General features: G+C 65.4%; 19 protein-coding genes. 13 read left to right on the top strand and 6 right to left on the bottom strand.

Annotated elements, in window-relative coordinates; genetic code table 11:
• Positions 1-346 precede the first annotated feature (346 nt).
• Complete coding sequence (locus tag K9U41_RS02925; RefSeq protein WP_282639369.1) at positions 347-640, top strand: hypothetical protein; 294 nt, start codon at positions 347-349, stop codon at positions 638-640.
• Positions 641-730: 90 nt separating this feature from the next.
• Here the strand turns inward: K9U41_RS02925 and K9U41_RS02920 are convergent, their stop codons facing one another.
• Together K9U41_RS02920 and K9U41_RS02915 are read right to left on the bottom strand one after the other, a co-directional pair.
• Positions 731-1528: a hypothetical protein gene (locus K9U41_RS02920; RefSeq protein ID WP_282639368.1), complete on the bottom strand. Its 798-nt coding sequence runs from the start codon at positions 1526-1528 to the stop codon at positions 731-733.
• A 104-nt stretch (positions 1529-1632) separates the two neighbouring features.
• On the bottom strand, positions 1633-5358 hold the full coding sequence (locus tag K9U41_RS02915; protein ID WP_282639367.1) for a vitamin B12-dependent ribonucleotide reductase: 3726 nt from the start codon (positions 5356-5358) through the stop codon (positions 1633-1635).
• 659 nt (positions 5359-6017) lie between these two features.
• Here K9U41_RS02915 and K9U41_RS02910 point away from each other — a divergent pair.
• From K9U41_RS02910 to K9U41_RS02890, 5 genes are all read left to right on the top strand, one after another.
• Positions 6018-7373, top strand: a complete 1356-nt coding sequence (locus K9U41_RS02910) for an MFS transporter (RefSeq protein ID WP_282639366.1) — start codon at positions 6018-6020, stop codon at positions 7371-7373.
• A gap of 111 nt (positions 7374-7484) precedes the next feature.
• Complete coding sequence (locus K9U41_RS02905; RefSeq protein ID WP_282639365.1) at positions 7485-9032, top strand: cryptochrome/photolyase family protein; 1548 nt, start codon at positions 7485-7487, stop codon at positions 9030-9032.
• A 76-nt stretch (positions 9033-9108) separates the two neighbouring features.
• Positions 9109-10137: a cysteine synthase A gene (locus tag K9U41_RS02900; protein ID WP_282639364.1), complete on the top strand. Its 1029-nt coding sequence runs from the start codon at positions 9109-9111 to the stop codon at positions 10135-10137.
• 68 nt (positions 10138-10205) lie between these two features.
• The gene (sseA, locus tag K9U41_RS02895; RefSeq protein WP_282639363.1) at positions 10206-11066 is read left to right on the top strand and encodes a 3-mercaptopyruvate sulfurtransferase; all 861 of its coding nucleotides are present in this window, start codon (positions 10206-10208) and stop codon (positions 11064-11066) included.
• 167 nt (positions 11067-11233) lie between these two features.
• A complete protein-coding gene (locus K9U41_RS02890; protein WP_282639362.1) occupies positions 11234-12790 on the top strand; it encodes an adenosine deaminase family protein in 1557 nt (518 codons plus the stop codon).
• A gap of 10 nt (positions 12791-12800) precedes the next feature.
• Here K9U41_RS02890 and K9U41_RS02885 read toward each other — a convergent pair whose 3' ends face one another.
• Complete coding sequence (locus K9U41_RS02885) at positions 12801-13445, bottom strand: glutathione S-transferase family protein (RefSeq protein ID WP_282639371.1); 645 nt, start codon at positions 13443-13445, stop codon at positions 12801-12803.
• Positions 13446-13667: 222 nt separating this feature from the next.
• On the opposite strand from K9U41_RS02885, the gene ppk2 reads away from it, so the two are divergent.
• Positions 13668-14762, top strand: a complete 1095-nt coding sequence (ppk2, locus tag K9U41_RS02880; RefSeq protein ID WP_282639370.1) for a polyphosphate kinase 2 — start codon at positions 13668-13670, stop codon at positions 14760-14762.
• 128 nt (positions 14763-14890) lie between these two features.
• On the opposite strand, the gene murJ is transcribed toward ppk2, so the two are convergent.
• Positions 14891-16555 carry a murein biosynthesis integral membrane protein MurJ gene (gene murJ / locus K9U41_RS02875; RefSeq protein ID WP_282639361.1) on the bottom strand — a complete coding sequence of 555 codons (1665 nt, stop codon included), beginning with the start codon at positions 16553-16555 and terminating at the stop codon, positions 14891-14893.
• 180 nt (positions 16556-16735) lie between these two features.
• On the opposite strand from murJ, the gene K9U41_RS02870 reads away from it, so the two are divergent.
• The 6 genes from K9U41_RS02870 (at position 16736) to K9U41_RS02845 (ending at position 23955) form a co-directional block, all read left to right on the top strand.
• The gene (locus K9U41_RS02870; RefSeq protein ID WP_282639360.1) at positions 16736-17377 is read left to right on the top strand and encodes a hypothetical protein; all 642 of its coding nucleotides are present in this window, start codon (positions 16736-16738) and stop codon (positions 17375-17377) included.
• Positions 17378-17636: 259 nt separating this feature from the next.
• The gene (locus tag K9U41_RS02865) at positions 17637-17942 is read left to right on the top strand and encodes a hypothetical protein (protein ID WP_282639359.1); all 306 of its coding nucleotides are present in this window, start codon (positions 17637-17639) and stop codon (positions 17940-17942) included.
• A 794-nt stretch (positions 17943-18736) separates the two neighbouring features.
• Positions 18737-19567, top strand: coding sequence for a hypothetical protein (locus K9U41_RS02860; protein WP_282639358.1), 831 nt, complete (start codon positions 18737-18739; stop codon positions 19565-19567).
• Positions 19539-20810 (top strand): hypothetical protein, encoded by a 1272-nt coding sequence (locus tag K9U41_RS02855; RefSeq protein ID WP_282639357.1) that lies wholly within the window; start codon positions 19539-19541, stop codon positions 20808-20810. Before K9U41_RS02860 ends, K9U41_RS02855 begins: the two co-directional genes overlap by 29 nt.
• 17 nt (positions 20811-20827) lie before the next feature.
• On the top strand, positions 20828-23521 hold the full coding sequence (locus K9U41_RS02850; protein WP_282639356.1) for a hypothetical protein: 2694 nt from the start codon (positions 20828-20830) through the stop codon (positions 23519-23521).
• Between the two features lie 11 nt (positions 23522-23532).
• Positions 23533-23955, top strand: a complete 423-nt coding sequence (locus K9U41_RS02845) for a hypothetical protein (RefSeq protein ID WP_282639355.1) — start codon at positions 23533-23535, stop codon at positions 23953-23955.
• Positions 23956-24326: 371 nt separating this feature from the next.
• On the opposite strand, the gene K9U41_RS02840 is transcribed toward K9U41_RS02845, so the two are convergent.
• Both K9U41_RS02840 and K9U41_RS02835 read right to left on the bottom strand, forming a co-directional pair.
• Positions 24327-25292 (bottom strand): DUF1036 domain-containing protein, encoded by a 966-nt coding sequence (locus K9U41_RS02840; RefSeq protein ID WP_282639354.1) that lies wholly within the window; start codon positions 25290-25292, stop codon positions 24327-24329.
• Between the two features lie 7 nt (positions 25293-25299).
• The gene (locus tag K9U41_RS02835) at positions 25300-26436 is read right to left on the bottom strand and encodes a tetratricopeptide repeat protein (RefSeq protein WP_282639353.1); all 1137 of its coding nucleotides are present in this window, start codon (positions 26434-26436) and stop codon (positions 25300-25302) included.
• Positions 26437-26536 lie beyond the last annotated feature (100 nt).

The following is a 26536-nucleotide window of genomic DNA, read 5'->3' as shown; positions in this document are numbered from 1 at the left end:
GCAGGGCACCGGGGCAGAACACCGGCGGCCGGGTACGCGGTGGGCGTCTGCCCCCTCCCCAGCCCTCCCCCGCCCGAAGCCGGATGTTTCCGGCTTCGGGCGGGGGAGCTGAACCCGGCAACAGCCGAGTTCAGGCGGGAGAGGGTTCCACGGCGCGCCCGGTCGGAGCAGCAGTTTTTCAAACTGAGGCACCAGCAAAATTCCTTTGCGCTTTTCGCCGCTGGGGTCATCCTGATCGGCTCGCAGTGTCCCGAGCCGGCCGCTCCCGGCCTCGGGCAAGACGGAGCCGTCGCCGATGACGTATCCGAGGTCGCATCGAACGCCGACGTCCACAGGGCCACGCACCGTGCGGCACGCCTTGGGCTTGGCCCTGTGCCTGTCGGCGGTCACGCTTCTGCCCCGCCTCGCCCGCGGCCACGACTGGTATCCCGCCTATTGCTGCTCGGGGCAGGATTGCTACGAAATCGGGCCGGAGGACGTGGAGTTCGTGGACCGGGGCTATTTCATCAAGGCGACGGGCGAATATTACCCGCGCGATGCGGTGCCCGAGAGCCCGGACGGCAAGTTCCACCGCTGCTCGGTGCAGGGCAAGCGCGAGGGCCGCACCCTGTGCCTGTTCGCGCCGACACCGGCGTTTTAGAGCGGGAGGAAGGACGGCGGGCTCCCTGCCAACCTCAAAAGGGTTCATACGAAGCACAGAGGGCTGCACTAACCGAAGAGGCAACTGCCTCTATTGCGGGTGAATATGCTGCTCAAACGCTGAGATCGTTTCTATAGTCACTTTAACAAGCGTTTCTAATGTCGGGAGGACATGCGCCGAAGGAAATGGCGACGAATTCGAGAAAAGTGCCGTTGCCATACGATTTGGCATGTACTCTTCCGGATACATCTTCTGAGCTAGATTCGCCTCAATTACTTCATCCAACGGACCTAATGTTGCGAAATCGCCCATTATGGCAACATGACCAATAATAGTTAGACTATCACTTATATATCGAGGCGAACCAAGCTCGCTCAACGCTATTTCCATGAAGCCCCGACCCCAGGTAACTGGAATTGTCGGGATAATCATATTATGTTTGTCTAAAACATCGAGATCATGGATTCCCCTCAAAGGCACATTTCCACCTTTGAAAGCTCTTTGGTCGATAAGAAGCTTCTGAACGTCCTCACCAAGCTGCCGACAGTGGCGTTCTACGGCCTTTATGAGACCGGCCTCATCACAAGCAAATGGGAATTTAACATCGTTTGTACTTTTATTGCGCATTCTCGCTATGTCACAAACCATAATATCGAGACTTGAACGCAAATTGTGAACCGCATCTCCAATGATCATTGGAATTTCAGACGGTGGCGGCTCTGAAATCTTTAAACACATGTAAGTTGGATCCTCTGGTACGGATTCGTACCAAATCGAGATCCGATGCCCATAATCATCAAGCAGACATGCAAGCTCTTCGATGTGACGAATTGCTCGCGCCACCTTCAATGCAGGCCCTTCGAAGGGCTTCATAATCAAAGACGGCATACATTTTACCCAGCTCTTACATAAAGAACGGCACCTATACCCCGAATATACACCACTCAAATAGATAGCCGCCGCCTCAAGCTCTGCTTGAGGCGGCATTTAATTCAGCTGCAGCCGGTGGTCCCGCCGCAGGTGTCGCACTTCAGGCAGGTGCCGTTGCGCACCATGGTGAAGTTCATGCACTCGGGGCAGGCCTCGCCCTCATAGCCCTTGGCGCGCGCCTCGGCGCGGGCCTCGGCCTTGCGGGCGGTGGCGCCCCACGGCAGCGACTTGTCCATCAGGCTTTCCACCGCCGCCTCGATCTCCTGCGCCTGCGGCGCCGGCTCCACCAGCTCGGCCACCTCGGGCTTCAGCGCGGTGGCGCCGTAGGTCGGGGCGCGCAGCACCGTCACGTTGTCGGTGGTGGAGCGGGGCTCGGTGGAAACCGTCTGGGGCACCAGAAGGTTCACCGTCTTGCCGCGCACCAGACCCTTGGAGACGATGCTTTTGGCCGGGTTCGGCGCCTTGCCCTCGTCCGCGCCCTTGCCGAGGGCGTCGAAGCCGGTCTCGTGGGGGTCCACATGGCCGAGGTCGTTGCGGCCGAGATAGGACACCGCCAGCTCGCGGAACACATAGTCCAGCATGGAGGTGGCGTACTTGATGGTGTCGTTGCCCTGCACCGGACCCGCCGGCTCGAAGCGGGTGAAGGTGAAGGCGTCCACATACTCCTCCAGCGGCACGCCATATTGCAGGCCCAGCGAGATGGCGATGGCGAAGTTGTTGAGGAGCGAGCGGAGCGCCGCGCCCTCCTTGTGCATGTCGATGAAGATCTCGCCGAGGCGGCCGTCATCATATTCGCCGGTGCGCAGGTAGAGCTTGTGGCCGCCCACCAGCGCCTTCTGGGTATAGCCCTTGCGGCGGTCGGGCATCTTCTCCCGCTCGCGCACCCGGTGCTCGACGATGCGCTCCACCACCCGCTCCACGATCTTCTCGGTCACGGTGGCGACCCGCGCCGCGTTGGGCTGGGCCACCAGGGCCTCCACCGCGTCGTCCTCGTCCTCCTCGTCGGCCACCAGCTGGGCGTTGAGGGGCTGGCTGAGCTTCGAGCCGTCGCGATAGAGCGCGTTGGCCTTCAGCGCCAGGCGCCAGGACAGGAGGTAGGCCGCCTTGCAGTCTTCCACGCTGGCGTCGTTGGGCATGTTGATGGTCTTGGAGATGGCGCCCGAGATGAAGGGCTGCGCCGCCGCCATCATGCGGATGTGGCTCTCCACCGACAGATAGCGCTTGCCGAGCCGCCCGCACGGGGAGGCGCAGTCGAACACCGGCAGGTGCTGGGCCTTCAGGAAGGGGGCACCCTCGAGCGTCATGGCGCCGCAGACGTGGACGTTGGCCGCGTCGATGTCGATCTTGGAGAACCCAAGGAAGTTCAGGAGGTCGAACTTGGGATCGGCCAGCTGCGCGGCGGGCACGCCGAGGGCCTGGCTGAGGAATTCCTCGCCGAAGGTCCAGCGGTTGAAGGCGAACTTGATGTCGAACGCGGTCTTCACCGCGGCCTCGGCCTTGGCGATGGCCGCGTCGTCGAAGCCCTTGGTGCGCAAGGTGGAATGGTTGATGGCCGGGGCCTGGGCCAGCGAACCGTGGCCCACCGCATAGGCCTCCATCTCGGCGATCTCGGCTTCCGAGTAGCCGAGCGCCCGCAGCGCCTCGGGCACCGCCCGGTTGATGATCTTGAAGTAGCCGCCGCCGGCCAGCTTCTTGAACTTCACCAGGGCGAAGTCGGGTTCGATTCCGGTGGTGTCGCAGTCCATCACCAGGCCGATGGTGCCGGTGGGGGCGATCACCGAGACCTGGGCATTGCGGAAGCCGTGCTGCTCGCCCAGCGCCAGAGCCTTGTCCCACGCCGCGGTGGCATGGGCCACGAGGCGGGTGTCCGGGCAGGACACCTGGTCGAGGGGCACCGGCGCGATGGACAGGCCCTCATAGCCGTCCTTGAGGCCGTGGGCGGCGCGGCGGTGGTTGCGGATCACCCGCAGCATGGACTGGGCATTGGCGCTGTAGGCCGGGAACGGACCCAGCTGCGCGGCCATCTCGGCGGAGGTGGCGTAGCACACGCCGGTCATGATGGCCGACAGCGCGCCGCCGATGGCCCGGCCCTGGGGCGAGTCATAGGGAATGCCGCTCGACATGAGCAGGCCGCCGATGTTGGCGTAGCCGAGGCCCAAGGTGCGGTATTCATAAGACAATTCGGCGATGCGGCGGGACGGGAACTGGGCCATCAGCACCGAGATTTCCAGCACCACGGTCCACAGCCGCACCGCGTGCTCGTAGCTCTCCACGTCGAACCGCTTCTCGGCGTCGCGGAACTGCAGCAGGTTCAGCGAGGCGAGGTTGCAGGCGGTGTCGTCGAGGAACATGTATTCCGAGCACGGGTTGGAGGCCCGGATCTCGCCGCCCGCCGGGCAGGTGTGCCAGTCGTTCACCGTGGTGTGGAACTGGATGCCGGGATCGGCGCAATGCCAGGCGGCGGCGCCGATCTTCTCCCACAGCTCGCGGGCCTTCACGGTCCTGGCCACCTTGCCGTCGGTGCGGCGGATGAGGTTCCAGTCCGCGTCCTCTTCCACCGCGCGCAGGAAGTCGTCGGTGACACGCACGGAATTGTTGGAATTCTGGCCGGCCACCGTGATGTAGGCCTCGCCGTCCCAATCGGTGTCGTAGATGGAAACGTCGATGTCCTTGTAGCCCTGGCGGGCATACTGGATCACCCGGCGGATGGCGGCGTCGGCCACGCCGGCCTTGCGGGCGGCCTTGATCTCGCGCTTCAGCGCCGGGTTCTTCTCCGGCTCGAAGCAGCTGTCGCCCTCGCCCTCGCAGTTCACGCAGGCCTTCAGCACCGCCTTGAGATGCTTGGCATTGAGCCGGGAGCCGGTGACGAGGGCCGCGACCTTCTGCTCCTCGACCACCTTCCAGTTCACGTAGGCTTCGATGTCCGGATGGTCGGCGTCGACCACCACCATCTTGGCGGCGCGGCGGGTGGTGCCGCCGGACTTGATGGCGCCCGCCGCGCGGTCGCCGATCTTCAGGAAGCTCATGAGACCGGACGAGCGGCCGCCGCCGGACAGGCGCTCGCCCTCGCCGCGCAGGGACGAGAAGTTGGAGCCGGTGCCGGAGCCGTACTTGAACAGGCGCGCCTCGCGCACCCACAGGTCCATGATGCCGCCCTCGTTCACCAGGTCGTCGCTGACGGACTGGATGAAGCAGGCGTGCGGCTGGGGGTGCTCATAGGCCGAGGTGGAGGCGGTGAGCTCGCCGCTCTCGTGGTCCACATAGAAGTGGCCCTGGCCCGGCCCGTCGATGCCGTAGGCCCAGAACAGGCCGGTGTTGAACCATTGCGGCGAATTGGGCGCGGCCATCTGCATGGCGAGCATGTAGCGATGCTCGTCATAGAAGGCCTGGGCGTCGGCCTCGGTGTCGAAATAGCCGCCCTTCCAGCCCCAGTAGGTCCAGGTCCCGGCGAGGCGGTCGAACACCTGCTTGGCCGAGGTCTCGCCGATCAGGCGCTCCTTCTCGGGCAGGGCGGCGAGGGCGGCCTCGTCCGGCACACAGCGCCAGAGGAAGGAGGGAACGGTGTTCTCCTCCACCGTCTTGAGGCGGGCGGGCACGCCGGCCTTGCGGAAATATTTCTGCGCGAGGATGTCGCTCGCCACCTGGGAGAACTGGGCCGGGACCTCGATGCCTTCCTGGCGGAAGACCACCGAGCCGTCCGGGTTCCGGATCTCGCTCACGGTCTCGCGGAACGGAATGTCCGCGTAAGGGGAACGGCCCTCGTGCGTGTAGCGGCGTTCAACGCGCATGACCGGTGCTCCTTCGGCTCGGCCCCGTGCGGGCCGACCAGTCTAAATGATGAATGTGGCAGTCGAGACGACACGTCGGGCACGGCGCAGGACGCCGCGCCGTGGCGGTTCGCGGAACAGGGGTTCAGGGTGCGCGGCTGGCATCCACGACCATACATGTGGGACGCCCATCGCTCAGAGCCCGAACGCTAGTGCGAGTCTGGCCCCTGGGTCAAACCAGATTTTGCCTTGATCTGGGGCCTCAAACCCACCTCCATACTACATATGGTGGCGCCCATCGGGTTATCAAATCCCTAACGGGCCTTTACCCGGCTCGATTTTCGCGTCTTCGTGACATCGCGGCCGGGGCGGAGCGCGATGTCACGATCTTCACCGTCATCCACAGGCTGGGGGCGGGGGGTGCGGGGCGGCCCGGGCGCAACCAAAGCCCGTACCAGCGACGGTGTCATGCGCATCGCACATGCCCACCATGCAGAATGCGGTACCGGCGTGCGTGACAAAGCCGTGCGCAATAATCTATCAAGCGGCCCAGCCCTCTCGCACGCGGGACACTTTCGCCTCCCCCGCATCGCGATAGATTATTGCCCCACCCTCCGGCGCCGTGGCGCCCGTGGAGACCGGGCACGGAGCGAGGCGATCCGGGACAGTTGGAACAGGTCATGTCATCCACCACCGTCGTCGCGTCCGCCGACGAACACCGCGCCGTCAACCCGCGCTCCCGCGTGATCCTGGCCAGCCTCGTCGGCACCACCATCGAGTTCTACGACTTCTACGTCTATGCGACGGCGGCGGTGCTGGTGTTCCCGCACCTGTTCTTCCCGGCGAGCGACCCGACCACGGCGCTGCTCGCCTCGTTCGCGGTGTTCGGCGCGGCCATGGTGGCCCGGCCCTTGGGCGCCATCTTCTTCGGCCATCTCGGCGACAAGAAGGGCCGCAAGATCACTCTGGTGGGCGCCCTTTTGACCATGGGCATCGCCACCTTCCTCATCGGCCTTCTGCCCACCTATGCCACCGCCGGCTGGCTGGCCCCGACCCTGCTGGTGGTGCTGCGCCTGGCCCAGGGCTTCGCGCTCGGCGGCGAATGGAGCGGCGCGGCGCTGGTGGCCACCGAGAACGCCCCTCCCGGCAAGCGCGCGGTCTACGGCACCTTTCCCCAGCTTGGCGCCCCCATTGGCTTCATCATCGCCAACGGCCTGTTCCTGATCATCGCGGCGCTGATGCCCTCGACCGATCCGTCGCGGCCGTCCGACGCCTTCCTGTCCTGGGGCTGGCGCATCCCGTTCCTGTTCTCGGCGGTGATGGTGATCGTCGGCCTGTGGGTCCGCTTCAGCCTGGTGGAGAGCAAGGCGTTCGAGAACACGGTGAAGCGCGGCGGCATCCAGAAGGTGCCGCTGGTGGCGGCCTTCAAGAGCTACTGGCGCGAGATGATCCTCGGCACCTTCTACATGCTCGCCACCTACGTGCTGTTCTACCTGATGACCACCTTCTCGCTGAGCTACGGCCGCGCCGCCACCACGGCCGCCCTGCCGGGCCTTGGCTATGACTACCGCACCTTCGTGCTGATGATGATCGGCGGCGTGGTGTTCTTCGGCATCTTCACCCTGGTGTCCGGCCCCTGGGCCGATCGCTGGGGACGCCGGCGCACCCTCATCTGGATCACTTCGGCCATCGCCCTGTTCGGCCTCGCATGGGTGCCCCTGCTTTCCGCCGGCCCGGTGGGGGTGATGGCGTGGCTCATCATCGGCTTCACGCTGATGGGCCTCACCTTCGGCCCCATGGGCGCGCTCCTGCCGGAGCTGTTCCCGGCGAACGTGCGCTATACCGGCTCGGGCATGGCCTACAACGTGTCGTCCATCCTCGGCGCGGCGGTGGCCCCGTTCATCGCGGTGGCCCTATGGAGCTACGGCGGCGGCAGCCCGTTCTGGGTCGGCGTCTACCTCGCCGTGATGGCGCTGTTCACCCTGGTGGCGCTGATTCTCGGCAAGGAAACCCGCGACATCGACATCCACCATTGATGCAAGGGGGCTCAACGCCCCCCGTTGATCGGTAGAGGGGGGCTCACCCCCTTGCATCCCCGGCCGATTGGGAGTGAACCTCTTGCGCCCCACGGGCTTAGGAGGAGCGCCATGAAGAACGCCCGGCTGCAAACCGCCCGGTCGCCTGCGTCCCCGTTGCCTGCCTCCGAGTCGCCAACCTCCGAGTCGCCTGCCTCCGACACGCCTGCCTCCCCGTTGCCCGCCACCCCGTCCCTGCTGTGGCTCCGCGACGACCTGCGCCTTTCCGACAATCCGGCGCTCGCCGCGCTGGCCGAAGCGCGCGTGCCGCTGGCCGCGCTCTATGTTCTCGACGAGGACAGCCCCGGCGTGCGCCCGCTGGGCGGGGCGGCCCGATGGTGGCTCGCCCAGTCGCTGCGGGCGCTGGCGACCGACCTCAAGGACCGGGGCGTCCCCCTCATCCTGCGCCGGGGTCCGGCCAACCGCGTGGTGCCGGAGGTGGCGGCCCTGCTCGGCGCCGCCACCGTGGCCTTCAACGACCGTGCCGGCGCGGCGGAAACCAGGGTGGACCACGCGGTGGCCGCCCGGCTCCTGTCCGAAGACCGGCGCGTGCTCAGCTTCTGCGCCCATCTGCTGCACCCGCCCGGCAGCGTCGAAGGGGCATCCGGCGGCATGCCGCGGACCTTCTCGTCCTTCCTCCGCGCGGCTCTCAAGGCCCGGCGGCTCGACACCCCCCTGCCCGCGCCCAGGCACCTGGAAGGCGTCGCCCATCCCCCGCAGGGCGAGACGCTGGAGAGCTTCGGCCTTGAGCCCACGCATCCCGACTGGGCCGGCGGCCTGCGCACCGCATGGACCGCCGGCGAGGCGGCGGCGCAGGCGCGCCTCGCCGACTTCATCGACGGGGGGCTGACCGGCTACGCGGAGGGCCGCGACCGGCCGGACCAGGACCACGTCTCCCGCCTGTCGCCCCACCTGCGCTTCGGCGAACTCTCGCCGCGCCAGATCCTGACCGCCGTCCGCCACGCGGCCGACGCAGGCGCGGTGCCGCTGGCCGACGCCGACAAGTTCGAGGCCGAGCTTTACTGGCGGGAATTCTCCTACCACCTCCTCGCCGAGATGCCCGATCTGGCCCGGCGCAACATCCAAAGCAGTTTCGACGCCTTCCCCTGGCGCGAATGCCCCGGCGAGCTGAAGGCCTGGCACAAGGGCCTGACCGGCTATCCGCTGGTGGACGCCGGCCTGCGCCAGCTCTGGCAGACCGGATGGATGCACAACCGGGTGCGCATGGTGGTGGCCTCCTTCCTCACCAAGCATCTGCTGCTCGACTGGCGCTCGGGCGAGGACTGGTTCTGGGACACGCTGGTGGATGCGGACGGCGCCAACAACGCCGCGTCCTGGCAGTGGGTGGCAGGCTCCGGCCTGGATGCCGCACCCTATTTCCGCATCTTCAATCCGGTGACCCAGGGCGAGAAATTCGACCCCGACGGCGCCTATGTGCGCACCTATGTGCCGGAGCTGAGGAAGCTGCCGGCGGCCCTCATCCACAAGCCGTGGACGGCGGACGCGGAGACGCTGGCCCATGCCGGCATCCGCCTCGGCCACACCTATCCGCGCCCCCTGGTGGACCATGGCGCCGCGCGGGAGCGGGCGCTGCGCGCCTTCGAATCCACACGGAAATGATGGGACTTGTCATGTTGATACGGCGGGGCACGTTGAGTAACCTGCCACCACATTCATTGAAGGCTTTGCTCCGCACATGATCCGTAACGGCCTTGTGGACTCCATCGGCAACACTCCCCTCATCCGTCTGAAGCGCGCTTCCGAAGAGACCGGCTGCGAGATTCTCGGCAAGGCCGAGTTCCTCAATCCCGGCCAGTCGGTGAAGGACCGCGCGGCGCTGGGCATCATCAAGGACGCGGTGGCGCGCGGGGCGCTCAAACCCGGCGGCGTCATCGTGGAAGGCACCGCCGGCAATACCGGCATCGGCCTCGCGCTGGTGGCCGCCCCGCTCGGCTTCCGCACCGTCATCGTCATTCCCGAGACCCAGTCCCAGGAAAAGAAGGACATGCTGAAGCTCGCCGGCGCCACTTTGGTGGAGGTGCCCGCGGTGGCCTATGCCAATCCCAACAATTACGTGAAGGTCTCCGGCCGCCTCGCCGAGGCGCTGGCCAAGACCGAGCCCAACGGCGCCATCTGGGCCAACCAGTTCGACAACGTGGCCAACCGCCAGGCCCATCTGGAGACCACCGGCCCCGAGATCTGGGAGCAGACCGGCGGCAAGGTGGACGGCTTCATCTGCGCGGTGGGCACGGGCGGCACGCTGGCCGGCATCGCCATGGCGCTGAAGGCGCGCAACCCGGCCGTCCGCATCGGCCTCGCCGATCCCATGGGGGCGGCGCTCTATTCCTATTACACGACGGGCGAACTGAAGGCGGAGGGCTCCTCCATCACCGAGGGCATCGGCCAGGGGCGCATCACCGCCAACCTCGTGGACGCGCCCATTGACACCGCCTTTCAGATCCCGGACGAGGAAGCCCTGCCCGTGGTGTTCGACCTGCTGCAGCACGAGGGCCTGTGCCTCGGCGGCTCCTCGGGGGTGAACGTGGCCGGGGCCATCCGCCTCGCGAAGGAGATGGGGCCGGGCCACACCATCGTGACCATCCTGTGCGACTACGGCACCCGCTACCAGTCCAAGCTGTTCAACCCCGAGTTCCTGCGCTCCAAGAACCTGCCGGTGCCGGAATGGCTGGAGCGCAAGAGCGAGGTGCCGAACGTGCTGGTCTGAGCCGGCGCGTTCCGCTAAACGGCCGGGGCGCCGCAGCCCCGGCCCAAAAGCATGCGAGAGACACGACCATGACCGACAGCCCGGCCATCGACACGCCCGCGAGCCCCTTTGTTTCCACCCAATGGCTTGCCGCCAATCTCGATGCGCCGGACCTGGTGGTGGTGGACGCCTCATGGCACATGCCCAATTCCGGCCGCAGCGGGGCCAAGGAACATCTGGAACGGCACATTCCCGGCGCGGTGCATTTCGACATCGACGCCATCGCCGACCACTCCACCCCCCTGCCCCACATGCTGCCCGATGCCCACGCCTTCGCCGTGGCGGTGGGGGGGCTGGGCATCGGCGACGGGCTGCGCATCGTGGTCTATGATTCGGTGGGCCTGTTCTCGGCGCCCCGCGTGTGGTGGACCTTCCGGGCCTTCGGCGCGCATGACGTGAAGATCCTCGACGGCGGCCTGCCCAAATGGCTGGCCGAGGAGCGCCCGGTGGACGACGGGGCGGTGCGCCGGCTGCCGGCCGTCTTCAGCCCACACTTCGACCATTCCCTCGTCGCCGACATGGAGCGGGTGGACGCGGCCCTGAAGAGCGGCAGCGCCCAGGTGCTCGACGCCCGGCAGGACACCCGCTTCCGCGGCGAAGCCCCTGAACCTCGGGAGGGCCTGCCCTCCGGCCACATGCCCGGCAGCTTCAACTTGCCCCACGGCCGCCTGGTGAAGGACGGACGCCTGGTATCGCCGGACGAGATCCGCACGGTGGTGGAGGCCACGGGGCTCGATCTGTCGCGCCCGGTCATCACCTCGTGCGGCTCGGGCGTGTCGGCGGCCATCCTGTGGGTGGCGCTGGAGCTGATCGGCAAGACGCCGCTCGCCCTTTATGACGGCTCGTGGACCGAGTGGGGCGCCAGCGGCAAGGAGATCGCGGTCGGCTGACGGCGCGGCGGAGACGGGCACGTCTCCCCAAGTCATGTACGTCTCCGCCTCCTGAGCCGGTTCGCGATCTCCGGCAACACCGCTCGCCGGGATTTCCAGATGGTTCGAGCTTGAGCTAGGCTTGCGGCAGATCCTTCGCCGGGAGGGTCTGGCCGAGGGGGGCTTGCTTGCGTCGCCGCATCTGGATCGTCGTCCTCTTCGCCTTGGCCGCGGTGCTGCTGGCACGGCTCTTCGTGGTCACCCGCGATCTGCCGGAGACCGTCACGGCCGCCCATTTCGAAACCCTGCGCGCCGACCATCCGCGCATGCGCGCCTTCCTCCACCGCATGCCCAAGGGCGGCGACCTGCACACCCATCTGTCGGGCGCAGTCTATGCCGAGCGGTTTCTGGCCTGGGGGGTGAGCGACCGCCTGTGCTTCCGCCGCGCCGACATGACCCTCCTGCCCCGCCCGGACGCCGCCGCGCCGGACCAGCCGTGCGGGCCGGACCCGGCCGTGGTCCCGCTGGCGGATGCCGTGTCCGGCCCGCAGGGGCAGACCACCTACGATCTCATCCTCAATGCGCTCTCCACCCGCTGGTTCCTGCCGACCCTGGCGGTGCCTTCGGGCCATGACCAGTTCTTCGCCACCTTCAGCAAGTTCAACGCCGCCACCGGCGGGTCGGACTGGGACCAGACCGCCCGCCGCATGGCGGAGATGGTGGTGGACCAGCTGAAGCAGTACGACGCCTCGAAGGTCCAGTATGTGGAGTTCATGGTCACCTTCTTCGAGGGCGCCGACCGCGAGCGCATGACCCAGGCCATCGGCGAGGCGGGGGAGCCCGCGGCCATGCTGGCGGCGCTCCAGCGCAGCGGCCTTGACGCAGCGGTGGCCGCCAAGGCGCGGCAGGTGGCCGCCATCGTCGCGCACATCGAGGCCCTGCGCGCCTGCGCGGGCGATGCCACCCGTCCCGGCTGCGGTGTCACCTTCCGCTTCATCGCGCAGGTGAACCGCAACAGCGCGCCGGCGGCGGTCTTCGCCCAGACGGCGCTGGCGGCGGGCCTTGTGCGGGCAGCGCCCGGCATGGTGGTGGGCCTGAATTATGTGGGGCCGGAAGACTATCGGGTGTCCCTGCGCGATTATCGCACCCACATGAAATGGATCGGCTTCCTGGCCGGCGCGGACGTGCCGGTGGCGCTCCATGCCGGCGAGCTGTGGCTGGGGCTGGTGCCGCCGGCCGACCTCGACTTCCACATCCGGGAAGCGGTGGAGGTCGCCGGCGCCCGCCGCATCGGCCACGGCACGGCGGTGGGCTTCGAGCGCGACATGGACGGCCTGCTGGCGCAGATGCGCCGGCGCGGCGTCACCATCGAGATCGCCCTCACCTCCAGCGACGTGATTCTCGGCGTGCGCGGCAAGGAACACCCCATCGTCACCTACCTCAACGCCGGCGTGCCGGTGACGCTCGCCACCGACGACGCGGGCGTGTCGCGCATCGACCTCACCAACGAGTATTTCCGCGCCGCGCGCGACCACGGGCTGGACTACGCCCGGTTGAAGGCCATCGCCCACACCGCCCTCGCCCATTCCTTCCTCACCGAAGCGGAGAAGGACCGCGAGCGCGCCCGCCTCGACCGGGCGTTCGCCGATTTCGAACAGGGCGTGAGGGAGGAGCAGCCGGCTTTGGCGCAGTTCGCGGCGGTGCTGCGGGGCCTGATCCCCCTGCCCTTTCCCCTGCCGCGCTGACGCCCACAGATCAGGTGCGGTAGCCTTCCTCCGCCAGCACCTGCCTCACCACCGGCCGCGCCCGCACCCGCTGGTAGTGGGCGGAAACGCGCGGCGGCAGCGGAATGCCGGTCTTCTCCGCCCAGAACTCGTTGTAGAACAATGCCGCATCGGCAATGGAGAAGTTTGGGCCAACGGCATAGCCCTCGTCCGGCAGGCGCTTGTCCAAAATGCCGAACGCCTGCTCGACGATCTCCCGGCCGTGGGAGGTCACGTCGTCCTTCAGCTGCTGTCCGGGCTTCGCTCCGCCCGACGAAATGTAGCGTTCGGACGTGAAGATGCGCGTGAAGCCTTCGCCATGCAGCTGGATCAGCGCGAATTCCAGCAGATCGACGGCCTGCGCCGCCAGCGCGGGATCATCAGGCAGAAGCTTGGCGCGCGGGTAGGTTTGCGCCAGCCATAGCGCGATGGACTTGAAATCGGTCAGCGCGCTGCCATCGTCGAGCACCAGCGTGGGGATCGTGCCCCTGGGATTGATCTTCAGATATTCTGGCCGCAGGTGATCCCCCGCCGGGATGTTGACGACCCAGACCTCGAACGGCAGTTCCAGCGTTTCGAGCAGGATGTGGATGCCGGTCGAACACGAACCCGGCGTCATGTAGAATTTCAGTGCCATGGCGCGCGCCAAGCAAGAATGCCGCCATGAATGCTTCCCGACACCGTGCCGGATCAATCGAGGGCCGGAACCGGCCCGCGTGGTGACCGGAATCGCTATTTGGCCGTTGATTTCGGTCAAGGCTCATCAGCCGGCTAAGCTACAGAATTGAAAAAAGGCATCCGTTTCCGGCGCAAAGGCCTGACACGCCGTTGCAGCACGACCTTGGGGGAGAGAAAAGGCATGGCAATCAACGATGAACTCACCCTCAAGGCCATCGACGACGAAGGCGCGTCTGCGCTGATCCCCCCCGCCGTTGAATCGAGCCTCGCCGACGAACGACGCGAAGCAGCACAGGAAGCGGAATTGTCGGCCGTGGCGGCCATCGCCAGCGCGAGCCCCGAAGGCGGCGGACTGAACGCCGGGATCGAGGCCATTATTGCCGGTGCAGCACCCGACGACGCCCTGCGCCTGCGCAAATCGCTGGGATTGCCGAAGCCCGCCGGGCACACCCGGGTGACCAGCGACGAACTGGCCGATGACTGGCGCCTGGGCGGCTACCCGTTCAAGTACAAGATGCTGCGGAGCGACTACGAACGCGACAAATTCATTCTCCAGACCGAGCTTTTGAAGCTCCAGTCCTGGGTGAAGGACGCCCAGCAGCGCGTCATCATCCTGTTCGAGGGGCGCGATGCCGCCGGCAAGGGCGGGGCGATCAAGCGCTTCATGGAGCATCTCAATCCCCGCGGCGCGCGGGTGGTCGCCCTGGAGAAGCCGAGCGATGTCGAGCGCGGTCAATGGTATTTCCAGCGCTATGTGGAGCACCTGCCCACGCGAGGCGAGATCGTGCTGTTTGACCGCAGCTGGTACAATCGCGCGGGTGTCGAGCGTGTCATGGGCTTCTGCTCGGACGATGAATACCGTGAATTCCTGCGCCAGGCGCCGGATTTCGAGCGCAACCTGGTGCGCAGCGGCATTCACCTGATCAAGTTCTGGTTCTCCGTGAGCCGCGATGAACAGAGGCGCCGCTTCAAGGAACGCAAGGTTCACCCGCTCAAGCAGTGGAAGCTCTCCCCGGTGGATCTGGCCTCCCTCGACAAATGGGAGGACTACACCCGCGCCAAGGAAGCCATGTTCTTTCACACCGACACGGCGGATTCGCCCTGGACGGTCATCAAGTCCGATGACAAGAAGCGCGCGCGCCTCAACGCCATGCGCTACGTGCTGCATTCGCTGCCCTACAAGGACAAGGCCCCGGCGCGGATCGGCATCGTCGACAATTTGCTGGTGGGACGCGCCAACACCATCCATGAGCGCGGCGAATTCAACTATACCTAGTCCCGGCAGCTTGGCCGGAGGCAGACCTCACATTGGCCCATGGTCTTCGACCGAGGCCCAGAAGGCACGCTCAAGCGCCGCGCGGGCTTGGCCAAAGGCCCCTGAGCCCGGCTCAGGGTTCAATGGTATCAGCTCCTGCGCCCGCGAAGCGCCCGGCCGACCTTCTGCCCCACCTCGCGCAGTTCGGTGATGCCGAGCGCCCACGCCGCCACGGCATAGACCCCGATGCCGGCAAGGCACAGCACCGCCCCGCGGACCAGAATGGCGATCACGCCGTTGCCCGGCAGGATCGCCACAAGGCCCGTGCGCAGCACAAGGCCAATGCCGATCGCGACCACGGTCGCGAGGCTGAGCCGCCAGACCCCGGAGAGCATGCCGGGCGCGGTCGAAAGCGACCCGCCCCGCGCCGCCGCCTCCGTCTCGAAGCGCCGGCGCTGCAGCCAGCCGAGCAGGAAGACATAGGCGAGGATCGCGGTGGAACTGGCCGCCGCCAGTCCTTCCGCGCCGAAGCGCTCGCGCAGCACCACGTAAAGCGGGATCATGGCGAAGGTCACTGCCGTGCCCACCAGGGTCGGCAGCCATGTGGAGCCGAGCGCATAGAAGCCACGGCTGATCACGCTCTGCGCGGCCCAGCCGCCGATGCCGATGGTGAGCAACGCAAGGATCCGCGATGTCTCCAAAGCATCCGCCGCAGTGAAGCGCGATCCGAACATCCCCCAGATCAGATAGACCGCCTCATAGCCCGCAACGATCAGGCACACGCCCGCCGCCAGGATGGCCACCAGCATCAGCCGGATGGCGCGCGACAGCACGCCATAGGCCTCCACCACGTCCCCCGCCGCGACCAGGCGGCTGATGGTGGGATAGGAAGCCACGCCCAGCGCCATGCCGAAGATGCCGATGGGCACCTTCATGAGCGTGCGGCCGTATTGCAGCTGCGCCAGGGCGCCGGCGGCGAGGAAGGAGGCCTGGTTCTTGATGATCCATTCGTCCACCACGACGATGGAGAAGCCGATCATGATCGGCAGCGACAAAAGCAGGTAGCGGTGCAGGTCGGCGCTGCGCAGCGACAGCGCCACATGCCAGCGCATATGCGTTCTGAGGCAGCCGAACAGGGGCAGGGCGAAGGGCCCGAGGATCGAGCCGGCGAGGACGCCCCAGGCGAACCCTTCCGCACCCAGATCCGGATAATAGGCGCCGACGAGGCCGCCCAGGATGATGCAGGCCGAATAGATAAGCGGCGCCAGCGCCGGCAGGGCATGGCGGTCCTGCGCCATCAGCGCGGCCGAGAGCAGGCCGCCCAGGATGTGGAAGAACTGCGCCGGCAAAATGATGCGCATGAGGCGCACCAGCTCGTCGATCTCCGCCGCCTCGGTGAAGCCCGGCGCCACGAGGGTGGCGAGCGGCCGGGCGAAGACCATCATCAGCGCGATGCCCAGCGAGCCGACCACGACAATGAAATTGGCGATGACGCTGAAGGCTTCCCAGCCGCGCTTCGTATCGCCCGCCTCAAGATATTTGACGAAGATCGGGATGAAGACGATGGACAGCGCGCCGGCGGCCAGGAGGTAGTTGAGAAAGTCCGGCAGGGTGAAGGACGCGAAATAGAGGTCCGCCTGCCGGCTCGCCCCCAGCGTGCGGCCGATGATCTGCTCCCGCACCAGACCGAGGATGCGGCTGAGGAAGATCGAGGCACCCCAGATCGCCGATGCGATGCCGATGGTGCGCGCCTGGCTCGATCGCTTGCTCGGTTCCTTGCTCGATCCGTTGGGCGGCATCTCGCTCCCGTTCAAGTCCTGCTCCTTCTGCGTCGCGACGGACGAACACGCCCTTCTCCCCATCCTTGGGCGGCTTCGCAAGCCCCGCCGCGGATAACGCGCTCCCTTTCTTTGCGTCCAGCGCGATTGACGCGAACCGATGCGATCGGAACGCGCTTCAGGCGCGATGCAACCATCAGGTGATATGCGCGCGGGATGGGGCGGCCGGATGGCCCGCAGCTGTGCGGCGCGCTGTTGCAGAATGGCAACCGGCCGCGGCGTTCGACGCGCTCCCGAATGAACCGCGCGGATTTGGCGCGCATTATGCGTGGGGCGGCTCCGACCCGGAATTTTGGTCGGGTTTCCAACGTCGAACCCTACAAGGAGCTACTCTTGCCCTCATTGCAGGAAACCCGAACCGTCGTGACATTGGCGCCCGCGAAGCCTGTCGGATTGGCCGATCTCGGCATGCCATTGGTCGACAGCACCGTGGTCAAGAAGGGGCGCGTGCATGAGTATCTGCAACTTCTGACGGACGGCAAGATCGGCCGTCGCTTCCAGGACATTCGCGTCGTCGCACTCAAGACGGTCGAGGCCGAGGTCCCTTCCGCCAAAGTGTTCGTCCAGTTCGAGGTCTTCGGCGACAACACGGCGGCGCCGACAAACGGGGTCGGTTTCGAAGCCGTTCTCCTTGCGGGCGAGCAGCAACTGGCCACCCTGTCATCGAGCAGCCTGTTCCTGCCCTACGCCAATTTCTGGTATCCGAACCGCTTCGTGTTCGAGGTGTCGATCGCGGACTTCGATCAGGCCGACCGGCTGGACTTCATCGCGAAGCCCGAGGAGGTTCGCGCTCTCTAGATCACGCGCTGATCAGCTTGCATGGCAAGCTGATCAGCCACCGCGTTCTCTTTCTTGGCGTTCAAAGGGCGTTTCTCCGGAAAGCAGGCGACGGTGAACCCGGCTGTCACCGGTCCGAAGGGACGGACGGATACCCGGCACGCACGTCTGCAGGATCTTGAAGCCTTCGGCGCGCCGGGTCTTGCGCCCGCCATGGTCTCGTAGAGATCTGGCGCTTGAAAGCGGCAGGCTGGCCAGAGCCAATAGCGAGCGAAGTCATATGAGCTATCCCCTCGTCAAACGCGTGCCGCATCGGATGCTCGGCGAAATGCTGCGGATGATGTTGAGCGAGCAGGTGTATTTCGACCTGACCCTGGAAGAGGGCCGGACACTCTCGCGCGCCTTCACCGCCGTGGCCCATGACTGGCGGCGCACCGATTTCATTTATCTGAGCCCGGTCGGAAGCGATGTTGAATTCTCGGCCGCAGTCACGCAGGACGGCCTTGATGTGGAAGCGGCGGATGGACGCCGCCATCTGAATTGGGACGATGTGACGGAACTGGCCGAGCGGTTGGCCGTGGAGTGAGACCGCGACCTGATATTTCCCCTGCCGCCTGGAAGACGCACGGACAAGACGGCGCGCAGAACAGAAGACGTTAAGATAAGAAGACGTGCAGACAAGCTTCAAAGGCGCAGTGCTTTGGCCTGTACTATCGAGACACGCAGGCTGCGACACAATACCAGCGGCCCCGGTCTCCGACCGATGCCAAGTGGGCGACGCTCAAAGTAGGTGACGCTCAAACGCCGCGCAGGCCGGACCAAAGGCCCATGAGTCCAGCTCATGAGCCTTTGGTCCGATGGTAAATGCGATTTCAGGGGATGCCGCCGTACCCTACCGCGCCCTCGTCCTGATCCCCTCCCCCGTCCGAGCCCGTGACGCTCCTGGTGACGCTCCTGGTGGCGCCGGATGACCTACGAGCCGACTAAGCATTGCAAGCCTGTGGTGCAAATATTCGCGTTCGGCGTCATCTCAACACGCGCGCACAGATCCATGAATCCCATGGTCATCTGAGATCATCGGCCTGTGGCAGGCGTTAGAAAGCACAGACCCCACCGACAGACCAGAGGTAACAATGTACATCACAGTCTTGAATTGCATCCTGACGCTGCATCAAAGTCGCGTGCTCCTCTGAGGCGAAGGACGCTTCGGCTAAAATTCAAAAATGAGCGCTTGCCTCCCCTGAAACTTTCTGCAACATTATATTTCAATTAAAACAATAACATAATATCAAGAATATAAAACACAGCATCTGATCAGATTCAATGTAGCGGCTGACTTACTTGTTCCGCTGATCGATTATGTTGTGTTTTCGGTGCGCCATGAACGAAATTTCCGCCTATGAACAATGGATTGCGGAAGGCGGACCCGGCCGGGCCGGACTTGCGCCGGACTTGTTCGCGAAATTCTCGGCCCTTCTGGCCATCCTGAAGAACGAACTCTACATATTGCGGGCCGCGCTTCTTCCCACTGCTCTCCAGCCATGGAAGCACGTCGACACGACGCCTCCCCCGGGGGGCAATCTGATGCATGTGCTGCTTGTCGATCTCGCACATAAGTTGAGCGTCGCGCGCGATACGACCAATAGATGTCTGACGGTCTCTTTGCAGGCGTCCGTTGAAGCGACAGACTTGGGCGGGAGGGTTCAGCGCGCCATCGAGGACGATCTGCGCAGCGTTGAAAAAGCAAACCAGCAGATTGAACTGCTGGGCGCACTGCGGATCGGACACGAGGCCGTACTCCGCGCAGCAAGGCAACAGCTGCAAGGCAGCGAAGGCTTCAAGAACGGGTTTCTGACGGCTCTTTCCCTCGGCATCCACAACCCGGTCAAGGCCAATATGGACGCCGCAAACCTGGCGATCGCGCGGATCAATACGGAAGCCGCCATCGCCAACGCCACCGCAATGGCGGCGCGCGCGCATCAGTCGGAAGTGGTCGCGTCGCACCAGATTCTGCAGCGCATCAACGCCCTCCATAGCTTTCTCGTCGACCGCCACAATGATCTCCACGAGGGCGTCGACTTGATCGAAAGCGCGTTACCCCAGATTGCCCGGGCCGACGAAACCACCCGGGAAGCCGTTCGCCAGATCTATTGCACACGGGCGCGACCTGCCATGCAGCGCCTTGAGCTATGGGCCAAAAATCCGCAATGAGGCGACAGACACCGAAAGGCTGAAGGCGATGCCCGACCCATCCGAGGACGTGCCGGCGGACGGCAACGACGGCCATGCCGAACTGGAGGCCCTGGTTTCGCCGAAGGTCGACGAGAAGGGAAACCCGGTGCTCAGCCCGCTGAAACAGGGTTGGCACTATCTGCAAGTCTATCTGAACTATGGCGTGCGGTTGCCGACAGATGATGCCGAACTGCGCATCGTATTGGCAAACGCCAGTCTCGCTGAGATGCCTTATTACGCCAGCATGAAATCCGGTCTGTCCCTGATCAAGACGGCCTGCAAGGAATTCATGACCGATGGCCTGCCGGACATGCTGGGCGTGGGCAACGACCTGAAGCGCTTCGCGGAGAATGCGGTCAAGGGCGAAGGCGACCTCATGGGTGTCGTCGAGCAACTGGTGAAGGACGGCGACCTGGATTCCGCCGCCGAGCTGATCAAGGCCATGCGCGATGATGCCCAAGCGGCCGTCGCCCGCACCCTGCGCGTGGAGAAGAGCCTCGGCAAATTCTCCGGCGACCTCGGCGACGCGGCGGGCAAGCTCGAGGTGGCCCAGGGGGAGATCGAGAGCGACCACAGTCTGCAGTCCGCGACCATCGCCGCCCTTCAGGGCGACGAGAAAACGGCTGGCTCGCTGGCCCAGCTGCAAAAGGCCAAAGCGGAACTCGAGGATCAATACGACCACGAGGTGGCTGTGGCCGCGACGACGCCCACTTATGCCTGGGTCGGTCCGCCCATCGGCCTGATCGCCGCGGTTGTCGTGGCCGGCGTCTATGGCGACCGCGCCACCAAGACCCTTCGGGAAGTCGAGCAGCGCAGGAAGGACATCGCCGATAAGAGCTTGGAGCTCGACAAGGCGCTGCGTGTGCGCGACGTAAGCCGCCTCGCCGAACGCACCGTCGCCAATGCCTCCCGCTACACGGCGCTGGCCATCAGCCATGTGCAGGTGGTCAAGACCGCCTGGAACGGGCTCGGATCCGACCTCCAGTCGATTGCCGGCTTTCTCAAGGCATCGGTGCGCACCGGCGCGGCTGCAAACAACAGTCCCTTGATTTCCGATCGGGCCCTGACGGTTCTCCTGAACAATGTCGAGAAGAAATGGGCGGAGCTCTACCCCAATCTGGTCATTCTTACCCAGGCGCCCTATATCAAGATCGACCCGAACCCCTCGACCATGGCTGACCAGGCCAAGGCCATGGACGCAGCAATGACCAAGAAAATCTAGGCGAGGGGAAGACGGTCATGGCCGAGCAGACGGACGAGCGAACAGACGCGCAGACCTGGACACGCACGGCACGTCCCTGGTCCACGCTCTATGCGGACGCCGCCCTCAAGCGGCTCGGTCTGCCGGCGTTTACGGTGGTGGAGCCCGGTGCCGGCATCTACCGGCACCCGCTGCTGGTCTGGAGCGCGGTTCGCAAGGCCGCCCGAAAGGCCGCGGACGCCCCCTACCTGATGGTCTGCTGCGACGTGCTTGTCCTCGACGAGGACATGATCGTGGACCGGCCCGCCTTCATCATCGCCCGCCGGATCGAAACCGGTCCGCGCGCCGGTGTGATCATCGACAGGATCGCGCAGCCCGATCCCAGTCTCCTCCTCATGACCCAGCAGATCGTCGAGGCGGCAAGCGGCAAGGCATCGGCCCTTTCGATCACCCTCGTCGTCACGAATGCCGAGGGCACGCCCCTCGAGATCGGCTATGATCTCACGCCCGCCGCGAACGCGGAATTCTGCAAGGCCATCGTGCTGGAACCCGGCGAATCCGTGTTCAGGGGCCTGCATCCGGGGGATGCGGGCCTTGGCATCATCGGGCTGGGCGAACAGCCGGCGCTGCTGCTGGAAACCCAGTTCCAGCTCGCGAGCCTGCGCTTCGCCGAGGATCCCGAGCATGCGCGCCAGCTGCTATTCTGGATCGTCGAACTCCTGTCCGGCAACCCAAGTCTGGCCGAACTCGCACTGCAGGCCCGCGCGCTCTACGACACGGTGTCACTTCTTTCCGGTGAGGCAAAGAACGGCGTGCTGGTTCCGGCGCTCGACCACGCCGTCTATGCGGACCAGGCGGACCAGTGCCTCAAGCTGCTGACGGGTCGCGACCAGCGCCTTGCCGACATGAGACAGGCGACCCGATCGGACCGGCAGTGGCTCGACGACGCGCGGGCGATGCTTGCCGACCGCACCAACGAACTCGATCTCAACGACAGGCTCGTGGCACAGGCCCGCCGCACCCGTGATCAGGCCGAGGAAGCCCGCTCCGATGTTTTGGGCCAGTTGCTCGATACACGCCTGACGCTGGAGCAGGCAAAGACGACCTTCGACATGGAGATCGAACGCTGGAAGCGGGCGCAGATGCAGGCGGCGGCCGTCGATCTCGTGACCAATTCGCTGTCCCTTCTCTCCAAGGTACCGGCGATCGTGGTCGGTGCCGGCGATGTGAGTGCGATCGGCCAGGTGTTCGTCGGCGACGTCACGCAGATCGCCGGGCAGGCCGGAAAGATGCTCGGTGCCGACCAGAGCGTAACCAAGCTGGTGAAGGGCCAGACGTTCTCGTCCTGGGCGGGCAAGATCGAATCGGCCCGCGGTCCGTTTGCCAGACTTTCGAAGTCGAACAAGATTGACCAGAACGCCAAGCAGCTCTCCTCCTGGGCGCAAGGCAAGGCCGACTCTTTCCTGCCCAAGGGCAAGCCGCTGCCGGCGAGGAACCAGGCCGCTGCCAATCCGCAACCTGCCGCTGCGCCCGACCGCGACAAGGCCGATGGCATGCGTGACAAGGTCGAAAGCGCGGCCGGCGATGCCAAGGGCATCTTCGACGCCGCCATGCGCCTGAAGGAAGTCGGCGAGGCCGCGGAGGCCATGGAGCAGAGCAGCGCCGAACTCCTCGGCCTCGCCGAAGGCTCCATCGGCGACAGCCTCTCGACCGTCGAGCCTGCCGGCATCGACATGGCGACCGGGGGAGCGCAGCTGTGGCAGAACCTCGCCATCGACGTCGAGAACATGTTCGAGAATCTGGCCGGCGGTGACGTGAAGTCGATTCCCGGCGCGACCGAGTACCGCCTGGCCTTCCGCAAGCTGTTCGTCGCCGGACAGGCCATGAGCGTGGCGCGGCTGGCCCTCGCCAAAGCCAACACCGACCTTGCGGTGGCGCTCCTGCGCAAGCGCTCGGCCGCCAAAGCGCTCGACACCATGGAGCAGAGGGTCGGAAAGCTCGGCGCGCAGGTGGCCGAGGACGAAACCGTTCAGAACACGCTGTTCGAGCGCGTCGTCGAAGCCAAGCGGGGCGTGTTCCTGGCGATGGAGGCCTATCGCCGGGCCTTCTGCTATTTCTCGCTCGTTCCGCTGGAGTCCTTGCCGGCCCTGCCGAGAATTACCGATACCGTCGACGAGTTCAGCAACAAGGTGCGCCAGATCGCCGGCCGGGCCTTTGAACTTGAGGCGGTCGAGCAGATGACCGGAATGCCATCGACGACCACCAATATCGAGATCGTCGTCTCCGATCCTGTTGAACTGACGGGCGTTGTCGGCAAGCGCAAGGTCGAGGTCACGGTGCCGGACGATTCCCCGGCATTCAGATCTTTCGCGCGGGTGCGCGTCTCGCGTATCCGGGTCTATGCCGAGGGCGTCACATCGCCCGTTCCGATCCTCGTCCGCATCTCGTCGAACGGCATCTACCGCGACCGCGTGCGCAGCGGCCCCGGTTCCCCGCCCCGCTGGGTCGACTTCTCCGGAAAGAAGTTCAGCCGAGTCTTCGTCTACAAGGACCAGATTTCACCGCCGCTGGTGGAAGCCGACACGGTCGAGCGTTTCCGCAATGATGTCTTTCGCCCGACGCCCTTCACAACCTGGACCCTTGTTTTCGAGCGCCAGGACGGCGCGGCGATCGACCTCACCGGCCTGTCCGCGATCCGCATGCAGTTTTCGGGCGAATGCTCGGCCTTGTGAAGAGGTTTTCAATGAACGACGCGACCGTCAAGACACCCGTGGACACGCGGGGCACAGAGGTCGAAAAAGCCAAGGACGAGCCTGGCAAAACCTCGCAGTGGCGCAGCTTGATGCAGGCGACATCCTCGCCGATCAAGCTGTTCGCCCTGATCGTTCTGGTCTGCAACACCGTGTTCGGAGCTGCCGCTGCAATCACGTCTCCCGCCAACTTCATGTATACGCTGCATGCCTTTCTGGCGGTGGTCGCGTCATTCGTATTGATGGCCATCTGGAGCCCGCGATCCTTCTATTCCCCCGCAGAGCTGAAAACGCTGCTTGAAGTCGAGCAGCAGGTGGGCCGGCCCGTCTTCCCGGAAAGCAAGCCATGGATGATGACGCTCTCGTTCTTCGTCGGCTTGCTCGTCTATGCGATCTATCAGTTCGCCACCCGATGATCCGAACAGGGATCTCATCCAGAACACCGTGATCGGCCTTGCCTCCAAGACCGATGCGGAGCGCGAAATGTGCGCTCGGCGCATGGCGGCCGACGGACACGTCTTCAGGCTTCACTGCACCTCGGCCCGAGGCTGCCGCATCCGCATCGGATCTTTCGGTGCAGACTGGAGCGATTTCCGCTCGCCCTGGCTCACGGCAATCGCTCAAGAGTCTTGTGTTGACGCGTTTTCTTCACGCGAACCGGTATCCACTTCGCGCGAAAACGCTCGAGAACGATTTCCGCTCGCCCTGGCTTACGGCAATCGCTCAAGAGTCTTGTGTTGACGCATTTTCTTCACGCGAACCGGTATCCACTTCGCTCAAAAACGCTCTAATTGCTGAGGAAGGTCCCCATGATGTCGCGCAGGGATCTGTCGTCCTGGATGCGGGGACAGGTCGTGGTGGCGGAATAAGCGCGTCCGTCGGCGGTCCCGTCGCCAAATCCGTCGCTGCGGGCCAGCGCGTCGGCACCGGCCCCTGCCTTGGAGGCATCCGAGGCGAAGGCCACGTTGAACCCCAGGCGGGCTTTCTGCGCATCGGTCAGGAGGCTCTCCTGGCTGCAGGCGTCGGTGATGCTCTTCACCAGCCCGGAGAGATAGCCGAAGGCATAGGCCTTCCGGTCCGCAAAAACCTGCGCACGGTACTGCCCGGCGGCAAGGCCGGCGATGAAGACCGGCTGCTTGTAGATCGAGGGCGGCTCGGCCGGCGCGGCGGTCGCCGGTGCGGGCGATGGAGCAGGTGCGGGAGAGGGAGAGGGAGAGGAGGGAACGGGCGTGCGCGATGGCGTGTTGCCCGGGCGATCCTGGGCCGGGAACCCGACAGCCCGGCTCACGTTGCCGTCCGCTTCGAACGTGATGGTGTGCGTCGCTTCCCCGCTGGTCTCCGTCACGGAACTGTTGAAGGCGGCGAGCCGGGCACCACTAAACGCGGTGGTGGCATTGTAATAATTGAAGGAGCCGGCGTTCTTCGGCACCGCGAACTTCTCGCCCTGACCCCAGGTGCTCTGCGCCCGCTTCCGGTTCGGGCCCGTGAACCAGTCGGTCTCTGCACGGTAGTAAAATTGTGGCACGCGCAGCGCGCTGTCGAACAGCCCGCATGATCCGGTCTGGACCCTCAGCCAGCCGCGCGACAGCCACCCCTTGCTGCTCTGTTGGTAGGCGATGGCGACGAACACCGTCTGCGGATACTTGTTGCAGAATACGATATCCGCACGGGCCGCCCCCAAGGGCACTAGGATGGGCAGCAGGGTGCAGAGCGCGGCGGCACCGAGGGATCGCCGAAGAAGGCCGGGGTTCATGGCATGCTCATCGCGGTGGGCGGACGTCGAGGGGCATGCTGGCCTTCGGAATGCGCTTGTAGACGGCGGCCCAGCGGGTCTTGGCGTCCGCATTCCCCAGGTCCGCCGCGCGCCGGTAATATTCCATGGCCTTCAGGAGATCGGGAGGGCCGGCCTGGCCGTCTTCGAGGAGTTTGCCCGCGGCAACCAGGGCCGGCGCATAGCCCTCCTCGGCGGCCTTTTCGTACCATTCAAGCGCAACTTTCAGGTCTTTCGCCGTGCCGATCCCTCTCTCGGCCATGGCGCCCATGGTATACTGAGCACTTGAACTGCCCTGCTTCGCCGCCAGGGCGATCAGACGCGCGCCCTCTGCGATATTCTTGTCCGTGTAATAGCCATTCAGGTAATAATACCCGAGCTCGGCCTGCGCAGCCCGGTTTCCGATGGCAGCCAGCCTGGCCAGATTGGCGATGCCCTTTTTCGCATCCTTGTCGCGGGCCAGACCCATCGCAACCAATTTGCCGCATTCGTATTGGGCCGGGTCCGCCGTCATGGCGCAGTAGATGTCGGCGGCGGCGACTGTGTCCTTCGGCACGCCCCATCCGTCACGCAGGGCGCCGGCCAGTTGGTACTGGGATTCCGGGTCGCCCATCGCCGCGCCGGTGCGGAACAGGCCCACCGCCGCCACGGGATCGGGCGTTGCCACCTTGTCGCTGCGGATCAGCCGCCCAAGGTGGGCATAGGCGGTAGGATAGCCAGCGTCCGCAGCCTTCTTGAGCCACATCCGGGCATCCTCGGCATTTCCCATGGAGCCCATGCCGAACGCCAGAAGGAAGCCCAGTTCGCACTGGGCGGCCACATTGCCCTGCTCGGCGGCTTTGCGGAGCCACTGGACGGCCTCGAAATTGTCCTTCGCCACCCCGGTGCCATCGCGCAGCATGCTGCCGACGAGATATTGCGCCACCTCGTCGTTCTGGTCCGCCAGCGGCCTGGCGAGCGCCCAGGCGGCCTTGTAGTCCTTACGCATATAGGCGCCCGCCATGTCTTCCCGCGGGCTCGCCCATGCCGGGGCGATCAGCAAGGCCAGCACCGCGCCGATGATCGCGCCTCGCATCCCGGGCTCCTGCCTGCCATCCGGCATCGACGATGCCGCGCTCTGGCTCACGCGCGCATGAAATCACAGAACACCCGCACTTCGCCACCCCGGGCGCCACGCCCGCGCACCGGAACAACACCCGACCTGCGAACGAGCGGACCTCTGATTT

This window comes from Xanthobacter autotrophicus, from assembly GCF_029991245.1.
Taxonomy (GTDB): Bacteria; Pseudomonadota; Alphaproteobacteria; order Rhizobiales; family Xanthobacteraceae; genus Xanthobacter; species Xanthobacter autotrophicus_C.
The sequence above is the reverse complement of the archived record's forward strand: the minus strand, read 5'-3'. Positions and strand labels throughout refer to the sequence as shown.